We start from the raw sequence: 16,227 nt of genomic DNA, 5'->3' as shown, positions 1-16,227 counted from the left end.
ACCTCAGTTAATATGTTATCGAACCAACAATGAAGAATGACGTTTAGGTCTGAATATGGCTTCTGCCCTCAGTCAGCTCATTGCCACCGAGGCATATTGAAAACTTTGTTATTATATAACGGCGATGGACGAATTTCAATTGTTTCTACAAAAAAGATTAAATTTCTTTCTCCTCTTTATTGAATGCCAATTAAGTTCGTTTGCTTGGGCCGACATACAGGCTGTGACATTTTTGTGTGGCCCAAGGCGTATTGTGTGCATTGCCTTCAAAAATAGTATATACTTTTAATCGACAAGTAAATCACCAACGGTTCATTTTTTACAAACAACCCTCATGCTTTTTTGGCCTTCCCTCGTGCTCTGGAAAAGTATATAAAAGGCCTAGCGTCCAAAGCAGGCGAAATGGCTTTTCCGTGCAGCATCCACTCCGTTGCGCGATTTCGAGCTGGCATAAAGCAGACATTCCAATATTTTGCTTTCATCATACACTTTCTCTCTAGGAAGCACAAGCTTTGATTGGCTTGGTTTTTTTAGGGTACACTTGGAAGGACATAAGTGAAAGGAATGAATACGTACATAGATTTACGCAGTTAACTTGAGAAAAAGGAGGTCGCATTTTGTACACTGTAAACATTGCTATTTTAACACCTTTTATAGTCGCTCTCTTCATCCCCTTCCTATATAAAAGGTTATCTGCCATTCATACGGGTTGGTTTGTGCTGGCTGTACCAGTCGCCCTTTTCGCGATATTGGCTAGTTATATTCCCGCAATTGCTAATGGAGAAACATTCTATTCCTCGATCCCATGGCTGCCGTCACTTGGCATTAATTTTACAGCGTATTTAGACGGGTTAGGTTTAATCTTTGCGTTGCTTATCACAGGGGTTGGAAGCTTGGTGATCCTCTATTCGATTTATTACCTTTCAAAAGAACGGGAATCATTGCATCATTTTTATATTTATTTACTCATGTTTATGGGAGCCATGCTCGGCGTTGTGTTCTCAGATAATTTGCTAGTGCTTTATGTATTTTGGGAATTAACGAGCATTTCTTCGTTTTTGCTTATTGCTTACTGGCACCATCGCCGCCAATCTCGATATGGCGCACAAAAATCGATGTTGATTACGGTGATGGGCGGAATTGGCATGCTTGCCGGATTTTTAATGCTTAGTTCGTTTGCAGGCACATTCAGCGTAAGAGAAATTATTGGCGGGATGGGCGACTATGCTAGCCATGCCCTCTTTGTGCCAGCGATGCTGCTCATTCTATTAGGTGCATTTACGAAGTCAGCCCAATTTCCGTTTCATATTTGGTTGCCTGACGCAATGGAGGCGCCAACGCCTGTTAGTGCGTATCTCCACTCAGCAACAATGGTTAAGGCGGGCATTTACTTAGTTGCCCGGTTTACGCCTGTTTTTGGCGGAGAGGCCGTTTGGTTTTGGGTCGTCAGTATCGTAGGGATTGTGACGCTATTCTGGGGCTCATTTACTGCAATTCGCCAAACGGATTTAAAAGCCCTGCTTGCTTACTCGACAATCAGCCAATTAGGATTGATTATGACATTGCTCGGGCTCGGCTCGGCAGCGTTGCATTTTGATGTTATAGACAATCAATCTTTTTACTATTCACTCGCGATTTTTGCCGCTTTGTTCCACCTCGTAAACCATTCGACGTTTAAAGGGGCACTGTTTATGGTTGTAGGTATTGTCGACCATGAAACGGGGACACGGGACATTCGCAAGCTGGGCGGATTGATGGCAGTCATGCCAGTCACGTTTACTGTAGCGGTGATTGGCAGCTTTTCGATGGCAGGTTTGCCGCCGTTTAATGGCTTTCTAAGCAAAGAAATGTTCTTTACGGCTGTTTTGCGCATAATAGAGCTGCCATTTTTCTCAGTTGAGACATGGGGGCTGCTATTTCCGATTATTGCATGGTTGGCGAGCGTGCTTACCTTTGTCTATTGTTTGATCCTCATATTCAAAACGTTTTTTGGCGAACATCAGCCTGAAAAACTGGAAAAGTCAGCGCATGAAGCGCCGTTTGGCATGCTTGTCTCGCCTGTTATTTTAGCGAGCCTGGTTGTCGCGTTCTTCTTCTTCCCGAATGTATTAGGCGAATTTTTGCTTAAACCAGCATACGGGGCCGTTATGCCTGCGTTTATAGAAGCAGGGGTATTCGACTATCAGATCAAGGCGTGGCACGGTATCAATACAGAATTGCTAATGACGCTAGGGATTGTTGGTTTAGGTTTTGTTCTATACCGGTCATTGCCACGTTGGGTTGGTGTGTATTCTCTCTTTCCGGCAAAGCTATCGCTGGATCGCCTATACAATGGAGCGCTGATTTCGGTTGAAAGACGCTCGAATGAAATAACAAACCGCTATATGACAGGGAATATGTACCACTATTTGCTCTATATATTCCTTGTGATATTGGGGCTTGTATATACGGTTGCCTTAACGACAGGCGCGTTGTCTTTTGATGTCTCGAATGATGCTCCTATTAGTATTTATGAAGGCATTCTCGCCGCTGTTATGGCGATTACAGCGATTTCAATCCTATTTGCTAAATCCCGAATGACTGGCATTCTTTTAAACGGTGTTCTTGGTTATTTAGTAGCATTGTTTTTTGTCTTTTTCCGTGCCCCTGATTTAGCGCTGACACAGCTTGTCATCGAAACGGTAACAGCTGCACTATTCTTGCTTTGTTTTTATTTCCTGCCTGATTGGGACAAACAAAAGCACAAGACGAAGCCAAAACTACTCAATGGGCTCATTGCAGTGGCAACAGGAGCCATGGTGACTGTTCTGGCGCTGTCAGTCAACAGCAATCGCTTGTTTGACTCCATTTCCGCTTTTTATGAAAATGCCTATGAACTTGCAGGCGCAAAAAATATTGTTAACGCCATTCTCGGCGACTTCCGTGCATTTGATACGATGCTTGAAGTCGTAGTGTTGCTCATCGCCGGCCTTGGCGTGTATGTGCTTATCAAGCTGAAGGCGAGTAAGGGGGGACGTGACCTTGAAGGCAAATGATGTCATTTTACGGACAGTGACGAAAGTGGCCGTTTTCATCATTTTAACGTACGGCGTTCATTTATTTTTAGCCGGGCATTACGAACCTGGCGGCGGCTTTGTCGGGGGACTCGTCCTCTCTTCCGCATTTGTGCTGATGTACTTGGCATTTGATATCGAAACCGTGCAAAGAGGCATGCCGATCGATTTTAAAATGGTTGCAGGGGCAGGGGCTTTCCTCTCTGTGGCCACGGGGGCGGCGTCAATTGCCTTTGGTGTTCCGTTTCTTACTCAAGAAGAAGCCCATCTAACTTTGCCGATTTTTGGTGATGTGGCGTTTGCGTCTGTCATCTTGTTTGAAGCAGGTGTCGCACTCGCTGTTATTGGCACTGTCATTACTATTATTCTGAGTATAAGTGAGGATGTTTAGCTTATGGAAACTATGATGTCTCTATTGGTCGGCGTGCTTGTTACGGTCGCCACTTATTTAATCCTTTCCAAAAGCTTGCTCCGTGTGATTTTGGGCACTGCCATTATGTCCCACGCTGTTCACTTGCTCATTATGATTATGGGCGGCTTTTCGGGAGACTCAAGCGCCCCGTTGCTTGGGGAGGAAGCGACTTCTTACACAGACGCACTCCCTCAGGCGCTAATTTTAACCGCAATTGTCATTAGCTTTGGCGTAACGGCGCTTTTCTTAGTACTGGCCTATCGGACGTATCGGGACTTAGGCACGGATGATCTTACAAAGTTAAGGGGACTCGATGATGATGAATAATTTACTTGTACTGCCGATGGTTCTCCCGCTGCTTGTAGGCATCCTTCTCATTTTTTTGCGGCCTTTTGTCAAATGGCAGCGAGTCATTAGTTTTGTGACGTTGCTCCTTACTTTTGGCCTGAGTATTTATTTGTTGCTTCATGTTCAGCGGGAAGGCATTATAACGCTTGATTTTGGTGGCTGGTCTCCTCCATTTGGCATTTCTTTTGTCGGCGATTCGTTTTCATTGTTACTAACGGCCACGACCTATTTCATTGCCACCATTTGTTCGCTTTATTCGTTCTCAACTATTGGCAAAGACAAAGAAAACATGTTTGTTTATCCTCTTGTCCACTTGCTGTTGGCGGGCGTTTCTGGCTCGTTTTTAACAGGCGATTTGTTTAACTTGTATGTCTGTTTTGAAGTCATGCTTCTTGCTTCGTACGCCTTGATCGTGCTTGGCGGAGAACGTGTCCAGTTGCGGGAAGCAATTAAGTATGTGCTTGTCAATGTCCTGTCTTCTTTTATTTTCTTAATTGCCATTGCTTATTTATACGGTGTGACGGGGACGTTAAACTTGGCCCATTTGTCGGTGCGGATTGCTGAAGCAGGTCAACCACCAATCTTAACGACAATTGCGATTGTTTTCTTACTCGTCTTTAGTTTAAAAGCTGGGTTGCTCCTTTATTTTTGGTTGCCTGGGGCTTACGGGGCACCGCCGATGGCCATTGCAGCGTTGTTTGGGGCATTGCTTACCAAAGTAGGGATTTATGCATTGTTCCGTTTCTTCACGATGCTGTTTTACCACGAACCAGAACTGACCCATACAATCATAGCGGTTATGGCGATTGTGACGATGGTTGGTGGCAGCATTGGCGCGGTTGCTTACAATGATTTGCGGAAAATTGTTTCTTATAATGTTGTCATCGCAGTAGGCTTTATTTTGAGCGGACTTGCGATCTTCAACGAAGCGGCGATTGAAGGTTCGATCTATTACCTTGTGCACGACATGATCGTCAAAGCGTTTTTGTTCTTATTAGTAGGCGTAACGATTTATGTATCAGGAACGCAACGACTTGAACGAATGAGCGGCATGATTCGCAACTATCCGTTACTGGGCTGGCTGTTTTTCCTGGCGACGATTTCACTAGCTGGCATTCCGCCATTAAGTGGGTTTGTCGGCAAAGTGTTTGTCGCACAGGGCGCCATTGACGGCCAAGCATTTGTCCTATTGGCGGTTACGCTCATTTCAAGTATATTTGTCCTTTATTCGCTTTTGCGGATTTTCCGCACCGTATTTTGGGGCGAAACGATTATTGGCACTGACGAGATGGTTCCACTGAGAACAGGCATGATCCTCCCTTGCGCTCTTCTTGGTGCGGCAACACTGGCATTAGGCCTCGGCACTGAAAGTATTTCTGGCATCGTCCAAGATGCAGTAAATACGTTGCTAAATCCACAAATTTATATTGATGCTGTGTTAAATCGAGGAGGCGCTTAGGTATGGAAGGATCGACAACAAAGGGGGGTGGTTCGATGTTCGGACAGCTTTTGCTAAACATTTTGATTGCCTTTCTGTGGGTACTATTGCAAGATGAGGACCAGTTTTATTTTTCAACATTTTTTGCCGGCTATTTAGTGGGGATCGGCATTCTTTATGTGATGCGCCGTTTCTTTTTTAACGAATTTTATTTGCATAGGCTGTTTGCGGTAGTGAAACTGTTGATCATTTTCATCCGTGAGCTCTTTTACTCGAGCGTGGTGCTCATCAAGCAAATTTTAAGCCCAAAACTAAAAATCACCCCGGGAATTTTTACGTATCGAACCGAGTTAAAAAGTGATGTAGAGATAACCGCCTTAGCACTTTTGCTTACGTTGACGCCTGGTTCTGTCGTGATTGAAATTTCCCCATCGAATGATGTTTTTTACATCCATGCGATGGACATCCCCGAGTCTAAAAATTCGGTTCTCCGGGCAATGACTACATTTGAGAAAGCGATTATGGAGGTGACGCGATAAATGTTTGGAATGGCGATGGTCGCATCTCTTGTGCTTTTCGCAGTAGCTATTGGCATTTGTGCGTTCAGGATTATTAAAGGGCCGACGATGCCAGATCGTGTCGTTGCCTTGGATACGATTGGCGTCAATTTAATTTCGATTGCTGCGATCGTGTCGATTATCCTTGATACAAAAGCGTTTTTGGAAGTTATTTTAATTATAGGCATTCTCGCGTTTATTAGCACCATTGCTTTCTCGAAGTTTATAGAGAGGGGTGTCATTATTGAACGCAAGCGTAACCGGTGAACTGCTGGCTTCTATTTTTATTATTGTCGGTGCGATAATGAGTGTGATTAGCGCAATCGGCATTATCCGCCTTCCTGATGTTTATACAAGGTCCCATGCCGGCACAAAAAGTGCAACGCTTGCCGTTTTGCTGACACTGACGGGTTGCTTTATCTATTTTTGGCTTGCAGACGCTTATATTAGCATTCGCCTTATACTCGGCATTGTATTTGTGTTCTTGACGGCGCCGGTGGCGGGACATTTGATTACGCGTGCAGCATACCGATCTAAAGTGCCGCTTACGGAAGAAAGCGTAGAAGATGAACTGAAGGAAGTTTTAAACAAAGAAAATGACAACGAACCAGTTGAGCATACTGATGCAAATAAATAATGGGGCGTGTGCACGCCCCATTAGACTGTAGCAAACGTCCCCGCTTGTCTCGGTCGCTGCTTTAAACTGAAACTATCGTTTTTCCTATGCAAGAAAATGTGGCTCATGACCCCTGTTCTATTCGCCTCTCCTCACGCCTTCACTTATCGGCTGACAAGTGATTGAATGAACCTAGCGTTCTGGCCGCTGTTTTAACAGACGGCCTTTTTGTGTAAGTGCAAAGGTTCAATTGCTGTTGCCTAGACTCCCCTCATGCTTCCAATGTGGCGTTTTGCCGTAATGCTCATAAACGGTTTTCTCATCATCTTTTGTCAGCCCTTTTTCTCGTGAATGGGCAGGAGCCGATTCGATTTGGGCTTTACTCGTCTTGACAAGGATCGCATGGTCATACCAGGCAACTTCTTCGACATCTTCCACGAGGACGAGCACAAGCTCCCGTTGCAAAAAGCCTCCTGTATCAACGACAAAATAACGGACAAGCCAGTCATCTGCTTTTTCAATGATGAAATCTACGACTTTGCCTACTTTGCCGCCCTTGGCATGAATGGTATACCCTGTTAGCTCTTCCAGACTAAATAGGCGAGTTTGTTCTTGGTATTGTGCTTCTGTTTGAGCTTCGTCTGCACCTGTCCGTATTTCGTCGGCTGTGCCTTCCAGGTTTTTGCGCTCTGGAATATGAACAGGCGGGATTAGCGGCGCACTTGCTGGAGAGCCAGCTCCATATGTTTGGTTGAGTGGGGCTGCGGGCCCAAACCAATAAAGCGGCCAGCCATAATGCTCGTTCAATTCCTTTTCATATTTCCGGTTAATTGGTTCATGTTCTTCTGGCTTCGGGCTATCTTTAATTTGAGCTTTCGTCGCATCAACGTCGATGGCCATGTTTTCTTTATCCACGTTCGTAAATGCATGGGGACTTAAGAGGACTTTACCGCCAAAAAACCAAGTGCGTGTATCTCCAACAAAGTAGCGAAGGTGCAACGTGTCTCCATCCACATAAAAATCAGCAAGTGAACCGAGTTCCCCGTCTGTGGCGCGCATCGTGTACTTTTCGAGCGTTTTTGCATGGATCAGCATCATTTTCTCCCTCCAGAATTCGTATTAATGTTCGTATAGCCGTTTTCGGCGTAGACCAAACGCAAAATCTTTTTTAGGAAAATCAAAAAAAGGGGTTAAAATAGAACAGCAAAAGAAGTACAATAATCTAGAAAGCGTTATCATTAATATGAGATCGATTTCAGAGGAGGGGTAAAAGTGAAATTAGGCGTGTTTACTGTCCTATTTTCGGAAAAGCCGTTTGAAGAAATGCTAGACCATGTAAAAGCGCTCGGCCTAGAAACAGTCGAGATTGGTACAGGAGGGTATCCTGGGAACGCGCACTGCAATCCAGGTGAACTACTCGAAAATGAGACGAAATTGAAAGCGTTTAAAAAGGCGGTAGAGGATCGCGGTTTGACGATTTCTAGCTTAAGCTGCCATGGCAATGCCCTTACGCCAGATGCCGATTTTGCTAAGCAGTCGCATGATGCCTTTGTGAAAACAGTCCAATTGGCAGAAAAGCTAGAAGTGCCGACCGTTACTACTTTTTCAGGAACGCCAGGAGCGTATGAAGGCGCCAAGCAGCCAAGTTGGCCTGTTGCCCCATGGCCGAATGAGTATGGAGATATATTGAAATGGCAATGGCAAGAAAAACTGATCCCTTACTGGAGCGAATGGGGCCAATATGCAGCTGATCACAATGTCAAGGTTGCCCTTGAACTGCATGGTGGTTTTTTAGTACATTCGCCAGCGACGTTGTTAAAACTCCGTGAAGCGTGCGGCGAAGCGATTGGCGCAAATGTAGACCCTAGCCATTTATGGTGGCAAGGAATCGATCCAGTTGCAGCCATTAAAATTCTAGGCAAGCATAATGCCATCCACTTTTTCCATGCAAAAGATACGTACATCGATCAAGAAAATGTCAATATGCACGGTTTACTTGATATGCAATCTTATGCAAATATGCAAGATCGGGCCTGGTACTTCCGCTCAGTTGGCTATGGGCACGACCTGAAAACGTGGGCAGATATTATTAGTGCTTTGCGCCTTGTAGGTTATGACGGTGCAGTCAGCATTGAACATGAGGACGGGTTAATGTCCATTGACGAAGGGTTCCAAAAAGCTGTTTCCAATTTGCAACAAGTTTTAATGAAAGAGCCAGCTCCAGACATGTGGTGGCTGTAAGGAGGAGAAAGACAATGTCGAAATTGAAAGTAGCAGTAGTTGGCTGCGGGTCGATTGCCATCCACCGCCATGTACCTGAATATGCGGCCAATCCAAATGTAGAACTGGTCGCTTTTTGTGATCTAAACATCGAAGTCGCTCAAAAACTCGCTGATCAATATGGAGTCAAACTTGTATACGATTCCCACGAAGCTATGCTTAAAGATGTAAAGATTGATGCAGTTAGTGTATGTACACAAAATGTGGACCATGCACAAGTGTCGATTGATGCAGCAAACGCTGGTTGCCATGTATTGTGCGAAAAACCAATGGCCACTTCGATCGAAGAAGCGCAACAGATGATTGACGCCGCTAAAACCAACAATGTCAAGTTGATGATAGGTCACAATCAAAGGCTTATGCCGCCCCATGTAAAAGCGAAAGAAATCTTGCAATCTGGAAAAATCGGCAAGCCGTTAACATTTAAAACGACATTTGGCCATGGTGGCCCTGATTCCTGGAGCATTCAAGGCAAAGACACGTGGTTCTTTCAAAAAGACAAGGCTTTTGTTGGCGCAATGGGTGATTTAGGCGTCCATAAAATTGATTTAATGCGCTGGCTTTTTGACGAAGAAGTGGCTGAAGTGGCTGCATTTGTTGAGACACTCGATAAGGATGCGGATGTAGACGATAATGCAACAACGTTACTGCGCATGGAAAACGGAGCAATTGGCACGATGGCGGCAAGTTGGACGTACTACAAAGGCGAAGACAACACGACATCGATTTACGGCGAAAAAGGCGTGTTGGAAATACACGATGATCCTGATGTCCAAGTCGTTGTAAAGCTAGCAAATGGCACAATCGAAAGGTATTCAGTGGGGGCAATTGCCACCAATGAAGCTGGTGGGCAAGTCGCAAGTGGTGTGATTGACGAGTTTGTTGATGCGATTGCCAATGACCGCACTCCTTCCATTACAGGAGAATCGGCAATGGAATCATTACGCACGGTCCTTGCAGCGCTGGAGTCAACGAAGTCCAAAACGTTTGTGTCTGTTGCAACCATCAAATAAGGGGGAAAAGCATGGATAAATGGGGAATTGCCTTATTTACACTGCGTGACGAATTGGCAAAAGACTTTAAAGGCACATTAGCAAAAGTAAAAGAGATTGGGTATGCGGGTGTCGAATTTGCTGGTTTTGGCGACCACTCTGCTTCAGAGATAAAAGCAATGTTAGAGGAAATTGGTCTAGAAGCATGGTCCAGTCATGTGCCTCTTGCTCAGCTTCGTGAGTCTCTTGACGATGTACTTGCCTACCATAAAGAAGTCGGTGTTCATTATATTGTCTGCCCATACTTAACGCCAGAAGAGCGGCAGGCAAAAGACGATTACCTCGAATTGACGAAAGATCTTGAAACGGTTGGAAATGCCTGCAAAGAAGCTGGCATTGGATTTTGCTACCATAACCACGATTTCGAATTGCAAACATTCGATGGCGAGTATGCCCTTGATTTGTTGTTAAGTCAGACAACAGAGGAACATGTGCAATTAGAATGTGATGCGTACTGGGTCGAGTTTGCGGGTGTGGATGCCAAACGTTACATGAACCAATACACTGGACGTGTGCCAATGGTTCATTTGAAAGACATGAAAGCAACCGATAAGTCGTTTGCCGAGGTTGGAGAGGGAACATTGGATATAAAAGGCATTATCCAGGCAGGGAAAGAAGCAGGCGCTCGCTACTTTTTTGTCGAACAGGACATTTGTGAGCGGCCCCCTCTAGAAAGCATTTCAATTAGCTTTAACAACATACAACGCTTGTCTTAAAAAATGAAACGCCCAAGCAATGTGGGCGTTTCAGACTGTAGACAAACGCTCGCATACTTCGTCGTTTGCCTCGGTCATATGCTCATGAACCCCCGTTCTATTCGCATCTTCCCTCGGCTGCACTCCTCGTCTGACAAGCGTTTTCTATCAGTCTGAGGGCGGTTATCGACTTTGTCGACAACCTCAAACGCCCAAGCAATGTGGGCGTTTCGTTTTTTTGCCTATAAGAAACAGTCATAAGCAACTTGTTTTGCGCCGACTCGTTTGGCTAAGTGATCCAATGCCCGGGCAAACGCTTTTTTTCTTGTTGGAGTCCATTTGAATGAAGGCTCAACCACAATGTTTTCAATATGTAAAGTGGCGGTTTCCCGATTCATTAATGGCGAAATTTGGCCGATTAGCTTTCCGTTCCAGAGAATTGGCATGCCGTAGGGGCCCACTTTCCGGGCTGCTTTTGGCGTGTAAATTTCCCAGCGGTAGTGGAAGTCGTAAATATCTTGCAAACGTTCTCTCCGCCATAAAAGAGGGTCTAGCGGCGATAGGAACGCAATGCCTTTAGGTTGATTGTCATTAAGTGAAAGCAGCTCGTCCACATCTGTTGAAAGCACGGCATAAGGCCGTTTTACGCCCTCAATCGCCACTTCAGTCAAGACTCCCTCCTCAACAAGCTGTGCGTGCCATTTTTTTCGCGTTGCAGCTCGGTGTTTCTGCCATCCATAACGGGGATCGTCAGCGCTAAATAACCGGTACGCGCGTGCATATTTAAGGAGTAACGCCCTTGTCCGCTCTTGTGTCGACAAAGGCGATTTCAAGTAATGGTTTGGAATCGCATCTTCCGTTAATGCAAAAAACCGTTTCGCCCCCTGGCGTTTTACGACTTGGATTTGCCCTGTTAGGAAGAGCAGTTGCAAGGCATGAGACGTTTCTTTAGTGGAGGCGCTGTTTGTATCCCAACCACCAATCACTTTTCGTTCGCTTTGAAAGGCGTTTGAAGCGAGAGGACCTTCGGTTGCCAGTCGGTTGAATATGACGCGAATGGCATCCTTGTGGGCGGTTAAATCGGAAGCACAAGCTGTTAAGAGCCGCTGCCGAACATCTTCAAACAAGGGAAAGTCGGCGATCGGCAATAAGCAGGCAGCTTGGGCGTAGTATTCGAATGCTTGCTGCTTTTCAAGCAGCTGCTCTAATTCAGCTGGGTTATACCGTTTCATTCGCAAACTTGCAGTCAAATGGTGATTACGCTCAATGACGGCAACAGGATCAAGTTGAATCGCTTCCAAGCCATTAAGAAGGTCGGGCATGCTTGAATAGCGTGTGGCGATAAACGTTTTATGCAAAAAGGCGCGTGCCGTTTTTTTCGATATGAGAAGCAATGTAACGATCTGTCCTTTCTATTAAGGAATGCAAGGCTATAACAACCAAGAGCCGTTTTCATTACGGGAATAGGGGGGAGCGTTAGCTGGCTTTGAACCGAATATGCTTTTCCCAGTGAGAAAAGCACATCAAAATCAGCGCCAAGCTATGCGGCTTGGCTCCGTTGTTTTTCTTCGTTGCGGACAAATCCCGTATGGGAAAACCACATGAGTAAAAAGACGGGGACTGACACACCGAAAAAAGGAAGAACGCCTGGGAAACGAAGCATGAGTATAGAGACAGCAAACGATGTGATTAGCATGCCTATGCTCAGAAAAGGACGAACAAGCACATGAAGGACAGCATGTTTTAATAAGCGAGAAACGGGCATCTCGTAATGGACAAATAACGTAAACGCGTAAACGGCTGTTAATATATACAAAAAGCAAAGAAGAAGAATCGGCACGGCGAGCATCGTCACATAAGGGTTGGTATGGTTGTAAATAAACATGACGTCAACTACTAGGACAAAACCGATTAGGACGAGTATCAAGCCGAGGCGCTGTACTTTCCAATAGTCTTTTTTAAAGTACGAAAGGAATGTTTTGAACAAAGGGATATCTGTTTCTCCACGAATCCATTGGCGGCAAACGGCAAAAGCAGCCTGTGTTGCTGGGAACAACCCGCCAACAATCAGTCCAGCAAATGTAAACCCAAGCCAAAGCAAGTTGACGATGGCAAGCCGCATGATCCACTCGGCAGCTTTGTAAATCCCTCCCATGAATCCATTCATTTCCATTGTACTAACCACCTTTTGAAAGCGTTATCCTAATTGTACCACAAAAAAAGGAAGACGGCTTGGTAAATTGCCGCTCCCTCCCTTTACATCGCTCACTTACTTTAAATCTTTCACGACTTCTTTTGTTTCAATTGTCCCTAAATCATAAATGATTTGATACAACTCTTGAAGTTCATTTTGTGTCGCTTCTTTTTCTTGGTCGGCTTTCTTTTCTTGAAACGGATGTTGAAAAACTTGTTCCTCACGAAAGTCTTCAGATCGGATTTGCTCCAGCAGCGCTTTAATTTTGTCTGCTTCCTCATCAGTTGCATAGATCTCATATTGGATCGTATTGTCAGGCGTTTTCGTGGTCGAGAGGCGCATCATTGCCATATCGATTGTAACAAAATAACGTTTCCGTCCCATTGCAATCGTCCCTCCAATTTTTTCTGTTCCCTATTGATACCCGATTATTCCTTTTTTACACCTATACGGATTAAAAAAGGAAGAGCGCGTTTCGTTTTCAGAATGTTGGGTATCAAAACAGAAAGCGACTAAATCAATTCATTAGGCTTAGACATAGAACCTGTATCTCTAACATACAATAATGGATATGCCAAGCTTACAAGCAAACGTCCGTTACGGAGCAAGCCTTATCCTGTCTACGCTTATGGCAAACCGTTGAATGATCGTCAATAAATCCTACCTGAAGGGGATTTTCTATCCGGACGAGCTGTGCTATAGTGAAGAAATTAAACCTTTGAGGAAGGTAGAACTATGCTCAAACTTGTTATCCCTTTTGTTTGCGCACTCGTGGTTATTACAGCTTGCGGAGGAGATTCTCATCCGCAACTACATGAAGAGGAAATGAAAAAAGGCGGTGATTCTGCACCTGTCTTTTTCTTAGAAGAGCGTTATTTTAACGAAACTGAGGTCGTAAATGGGCAAATGACCATTATGAATCCGGACAATATTGTGGTCAACGTCAATAAAGATTACCGCCTTCCGGAAGATTATCGACCTGGCGACTTAACCATCCCGAATGTTCCTTTTCCTTTTGATGAGGAAGATGACAGGCGTTATCTCAGGGCAGAAGCTGCAAAAGCTTTGGAAGCATTGTTTGCTGCCGCAGCAGAGGAAGGCTATGAACTGTTTGCCATATCAGGTTTTAGATCTTACGAACGACAAGAGCTTTTATATGAAGAAGCGCTTGAAAATCAAGGAGAAGACCAAGATTTAGTGGCCATGCCAGGGCACAGTGAACATCAAACGGGGTTGGCGATGGATATTAGCAGCGCTTCTGTCGATTATGGCTTGATTGAGGATTTTGGTTTAACGGCAGAAGGGCAGTGGGTTGCGGAACACGCCCACCAGTTCGGCTTTATTATACGCTATCCGGCCGAAAAAGAAGGAATAACAGGGTATGGCTATGAACCATGGCACTTGCGCTATGTGGGCGATGTAGCCAACGACATTTACAACCACTTTATTACCCTTGAAGAATATCTGGGAAATGTCAAGAAGTTGTAAAAACGATGTGAAAGTTCGTGATGTCAAAGGAACTATGTTCAAGGAGCAGAAATTTTGATAAACTGATTGCTTGAATGGCAAATGACTGTTTTTGCTTGATGACATATAAAACCGTTTTCTATCCCGCCAAATAGACAACAGTTAGGCGGAAGTAAGTTTTAAATGCAAAGTTCATGAGAGGAGAGTAAAATTCATGACAAAAATTAAAGCCGGCTTCAGGCGACTGACATTTTATTGGCTGGCTGTCGCGTTGCTAACCATAACAACGTACGTGCTTTACAAAGTCGCGTTTGCGATCCCTGCCGATAACATGATGCAAGAATTTTTACTGCTCATTAATCCGATCAGTTCGTCTGTCCTGCTTTTAGGGATTGCCCTGTTATTCAAAAACAGAATGCGCAACATCATGGTTGTCGTCCTATCGTTTGTCGGTTCACTCATTTTGTACGTCAATTTGTTGTTTTATCGGTTCTATACCGACTTCTTGACCCTTCCTGTACTGCTGCAAACCAACAATATGCAAGATTTATCTGGCAGCGTATTTGAGCTGATGAGCTTTTGGGATGTATTCTTATTTACAAATGTTGCTGTACTTTGGATTTTGGTCGCACGTAAAAAAGTGCCTGTAGTGGGACGCTTAAAAAGAGAACCTAGCTTGATCTTTGCTTTGGCGATCTTGCTATTCTTAGGGAATCTATCCCTAGCGCAAACAGAACGTCCACAACTGCTTACGCGCTCTTTTGACAGGGATATGATCGTTAAAAACATCGGCGTTTTTAACTTCCATATTTACGACGTCTTTTTGCAATCACAATCGAGAGCACAGCGTGTATTAGCCGATAGTTCCGACATTGTCGAAGTGAAAAACTATACACAGGCAAACCATAAAGAGCCAAACCCAGATTTATTTGGCGTGGCTGAAGGCAAAAATGTGTTTATGATTTCCCTTGAGTCGCTGCAAAGTTTTGTCATTGACAACGATGTTTATGGACAAGAAATCACGCCGTTTTTAAACCAATTAAAAGAAGAAAGTTATTATTTTGAGAATTTTTACCACCAAACGGAACAAGGCAAAACATCGGATTCTGAGTTTATTGTCGCCAATTCGCTGTTTGGCCGAAGCAGTGGCGCCGTGTTCTTTACCCATGCCCAAAACGATTACAATGCGTTGCCGGAAATTTTAGGGGAGAATGGCTACTACTCGTCTGTCATGCATGCCAATAACCGAACGTTTTGGAACCGTGATGTCATTTATGACACACTCGGGTATGACCGCTTTTTTGATGTCGATTCTTATGAAGTAACGGAGGAAAATTCAGTCGGTTGGGGCTTAAAAGACAAGGAGTTTTTCGAACAGTCGATTGACTTGCTCAAGGAACAGCCTCAGCCTTTTTATACAAAGTTTATTACGCTGACAAACCATTTTCCATTTGAACTGGACGAGGAAGACAAAATGATTGAGGAGTACGATTCGAACAGCGGCACGTTAAACCGTTATTTCCCGACTGTCCGTTATATGGATTATGCGGTGGAGCAGTTTTTTGAGGATATAAAAGAAGCCGGCCTTTATGAAGACAGCATCTTTATCCTTTATGGAGACCATTACGGAATTTCTGACAACCATAACAGGGCAATGGCCATGTATCTAGACAAAGAGGAAATTACTCCATTTGATTCTGTCCAGCTTCAACGTGTCCCGTTGATCATTCATATTCCGGGCCATGAAGGAAAAACATTCGACACAGTCGGCGGGCAAATTGACATTAAGCCAACGCTCATGCATTTGCTCGGTCTGTCGACAAAAGAGGACATCCAGTTTGGCAGCGACTTGTTTTCTCCGGAACATGAGTCGTATGCGGTTTTGCGTAATGGCAACTTTATCACGGACGATCTTGTGTACGCCAGCAACACGTGTTATGACAAACATACAGGAGAAGAGATGGAAGAGCCATCAAGCTGTGAAGAGTTTATCCCACGTGCGCAATCAGACTTAGAGTACTCCGATAAAATCATTTATGGTGATTTACTTCGCTTTTTCGAGCCAGACAACGATATGTTTGATCGCTCTGAAGAATAAAAAACCGTCGCATATGC

16 protein-coding genes are annotated in these 16,227 nt (G+C 44.5%); 12 read left to right on the top strand and 4 right to left on the bottom strand.

Annotated elements, in window-relative coordinates; all coding sequences use genetic code 11:
* The first annotated feature begins 617 nt into the window (after nt 1-617).
* Genes BC8716_RS02425 through BC8716_RS02395 form a run of 7 tightly spaced genes read left to right on the top strand, consistent with a single transcriptional unit; the run spans nt 618 to nt 6,445 of the window.
* The gene (locus tag BC8716_RS02425) at nt 618-3,035 is read left to right on the top strand and encodes a Na+/H+ antiporter subunit A (protein ID WP_094423766.1); all 2,418 of its coding nucleotides are present in this window, start codon (nt 618-620) and stop codon (nt 3,033-3,035) included.
* A complete protein-coding gene (locus BC8716_RS02420; RefSeq protein WP_094423765.1) occupies nt 3,022-3,444 on the top strand; it encodes a Na(+)/H(+) antiporter subunit B in 423 nt (140 codons plus the stop codon). Before BC8716_RS02425 ends, BC8716_RS02420 begins: the two co-directional genes overlap by 14 nt.
* A 3-nt stretch (nt 3,445-3,447) precedes the next feature.
* Nucleotides 3,448-3,792 (top strand): Na(+)/H(+) antiporter subunit C, encoded by a 345-nt coding sequence (locus BC8716_RS02415; RefSeq protein WP_011245644.1) that lies wholly within the window; start codon nt 3,448-3,450, stop codon nt 3,790-3,792.
* On the top strand, nt 3,785-5,272 hold the full coding sequence (locus tag BC8716_RS02410; RefSeq protein WP_094429146.1) for a Na+/H+ antiporter subunit D: 1,488 nt from the start codon (nt 3,785-3,787) through the stop codon (nt 5,270-5,272). The genes BC8716_RS02415 and BC8716_RS02410 overlap by 8 nt, the downstream gene beginning before the upstream one ends.
* Before the next feature lie 35 nt (nt 5,273-5,307).
* A complete protein-coding gene (locus BC8716_RS02405; protein ID WP_094429145.1) occupies nt 5,308-5,790 on the top strand; it encodes a Na+/H+ antiporter subunit E in 483 nt (160 codons plus the stop codon).
* Nucleotides 5,791-5,799: 9 nt separating this feature from the next.
* Nucleotides 5,800-6,075, top strand: coding sequence for a Na(+)/H(+) antiporter subunit F1 (locus tag BC8716_RS02400; RefSeq protein ID WP_372513881.1), 276 nt, complete (start codon nt 5,800-5,802; stop codon nt 6,073-6,075).
* Nucleotides 6,053-6,445 (top strand): Na+/H+ antiporter subunit G, encoded by a 393-nt coding sequence (locus BC8716_RS02395; protein ID WP_094423764.1) that lies wholly within the window; start codon nt 6,053-6,055, stop codon nt 6,443-6,445. The genes BC8716_RS02400 and BC8716_RS02395 overlap by 23 nt, the downstream gene beginning before the upstream one ends.
* A 225-nt stretch (nt 6,446-6,670) precedes the next feature.
* Here BC8716_RS02395 and BC8716_RS02390 read toward each other — a convergent pair whose 3' ends face one another.
* Nucleotides 6,671-7,522, bottom strand: coding sequence for a PRC-barrel domain-containing protein (locus BC8716_RS02390; RefSeq protein WP_094423763.1), 852 nt, complete (start codon nt 7,520-7,522; stop codon nt 6,671-6,673).
* A 174-nt stretch (nt 7,523-7,696) separates the two neighbouring features.
* On the opposite strand from BC8716_RS02390, the gene BC8716_RS02385 reads away from it, so the two are divergent.
* From BC8716_RS02385 to BC8716_RS02375, 3 genes are read left to right on the top strand one after another with little or no spacing between them, the layout of a single operon-like run.
* Entirely contained in the window at nt 7,697-8,665 is a 969-nt protein-coding gene (locus BC8716_RS02385) for a sugar phosphate isomerase/epimerase family protein (protein ID WP_094423762.1), read from the top strand.
* Between the two features lie 14 nt (nt 8,666-8,679).
* Nucleotides 8,680-9,717 carry a Gfo/Idh/MocA family protein gene (locus tag BC8716_RS02380; protein ID WP_094423761.1) on the top strand — a complete coding sequence of 346 codons (1,038 nt, stop codon included), beginning with the start codon at nt 8,680-8,682 and terminating at the stop codon, nt 9,715-9,717.
* An 11-nt stretch (nt 9,718-9,728) separates the two neighbouring features.
* The gene (locus BC8716_RS02375) at nt 9,729-10,472 is read left to right on the top strand and encodes a sugar phosphate isomerase/epimerase family protein (RefSeq protein WP_094423760.1); all 744 of its coding nucleotides are present in this window, start codon (nt 9,729-9,731) and stop codon (nt 10,470-10,472) included.
* 221 nt (nt 10,473-10,693) lie between these two features.
* On the opposite strand, the gene BC8716_RS02370 is transcribed toward BC8716_RS02375, so the two are convergent.
* The 3 genes from BC8716_RS02370 to BC8716_RS02360 form a co-directional block, all read right to left on the bottom strand.
* The gene (locus BC8716_RS02370) at nt 10,694-11,845 is read right to left on the bottom strand and encodes a DNA glycosylase AlkZ-like family protein (RefSeq protein ID WP_094423759.1); all 1,152 of its coding nucleotides are present in this window, start codon (nt 11,843-11,845) and stop codon (nt 10,694-10,696) included.
* Nucleotides 11,846-11,991: 146 nt separating this feature from the next.
* Complete coding sequence (locus BC8716_RS02365) at nt 11,992-12,624, bottom strand: YesL family protein (RefSeq protein WP_094423758.1); 633 nt, start codon at nt 12,622-12,624, stop codon at nt 11,992-11,994.
* A 96-nt stretch (nt 12,625-12,720) separates the two neighbouring features.
* Nucleotides 12,721-13,029 carry a hypothetical protein gene (locus tag BC8716_RS02360; RefSeq protein WP_062747958.1) on the bottom strand — a complete coding sequence of 103 codons (309 nt, stop codon included), beginning with the start codon at nt 13,027-13,029 and terminating at the stop codon, nt 12,721-12,723.
* A gap of 351 nt (nt 13,030-13,380) precedes the next feature.
* Here BC8716_RS02360 and BC8716_RS02355 point away from each other — a divergent pair, with 351 nt between their 5' ends.
* Both BC8716_RS02355 and BC8716_RS02350 read left to right on the top strand, forming a co-directional pair.
* Nucleotides 13,381-14,133, top strand: a complete 753-nt coding sequence (locus BC8716_RS02355) for a M15 family metallopeptidase (RefSeq protein ID WP_094423757.1) — start codon at nt 13,381-13,383, stop codon at nt 14,131-14,133.
* 193 nt (nt 14,134-14,326) lie between these two features.
* Nucleotides 14,327-16,210: an LTA synthase family protein gene (locus BC8716_RS02350; RefSeq protein WP_094423756.1), complete on the top strand. Its 1,884-nt coding sequence runs from the start codon at nt 14,327-14,329 to the stop codon at nt 16,208-16,210.
* The last annotated feature ends 17 nt before the right edge of the window (nt 16,211-16,227 follow it).

This window comes from Shouchella clausii (assembly GCF_002250115.1).
Taxonomy (GTDB): domain Bacteria; phylum Bacillota; class Bacilli; order Bacillales; family Bacillaceae_D; genus Shouchella; species Shouchella clausii.
Note: the sequence above shows the minus strand (reverse complement) of the source record. Positions and strands in the feature narration are given on the sequence as shown.

Coding starts and splice junctions, on each gene's coding strand:
- BC8716_RS02415 (WP_011245644.1), top strand. CDS start 3,448: ATGGAAACTATGATGTCTCTATTGGTCGGCGTGCTTGTTACGGTCGCC.
- BC8716_RS02410 (WP_094429146.1), top strand. CDS start 3,785: ATGAATAATTTACTTGTACTGCCGATGGTTCTCCCGCTGCTTGTAGGC.
- BC8716_RS02405 (WP_094429145.1), top strand. CDS start 5,308: ATGTTCGGACAGCTTTTGCTAAACATTTTGATTGCCTTTCTGTGGGTA.
- BC8716_RS02400 (WP_372513881.1), top strand. CDS start 5,800: ATGGCGATGGTCGCATCTCTTGTGCTTTTCGCAGTAGCTATTGGCATT.
- BC8716_RS02390 (WP_094423763.1), bottom strand. CDS start 7,522: ATGATGCTGATCCATGCAAAAACGCTCGAAAAGTACACGATGCGCGCC.
- BC8716_RS02380 (WP_094423761.1), top strand. CDS start 8,680: ATGTCGAAATTGAAAGTAGCAGTAGTTGGCTGCGGGTCGATTGCCATC.
- BC8716_RS02375 (WP_094423760.1), top strand. CDS start 9,729: ATGGATAAATGGGGAATTGCCTTATTTACACTGCGTGACGAATTGGCA.
- BC8716_RS02365 (WP_094423758.1), bottom strand. CDS start 12,624: ATGGAAATGAATGGATTCATGGGAGGGATTTACAAAGCTGCCGAGTGG.
- BC8716_RS02360 (WP_062747958.1), bottom strand. CDS start 13,029: ATGGGACGGAAACGTTATTTTGTTACAATCGATATGGCAATGATGCGC.
- BC8716_RS02355 (WP_094423757.1), top strand. CDS start 13,381: ATGCTCAAACTTGTTATCCCTTTTGTTTGCGCACTCGTGGTTATTACA.
- BC8716_RS02350 (WP_094423756.1), top strand. CDS start 14,327: ATGACAAAAATTAAAGCCGGCTTCAGGCGACTGACATTTTATTGGCTG.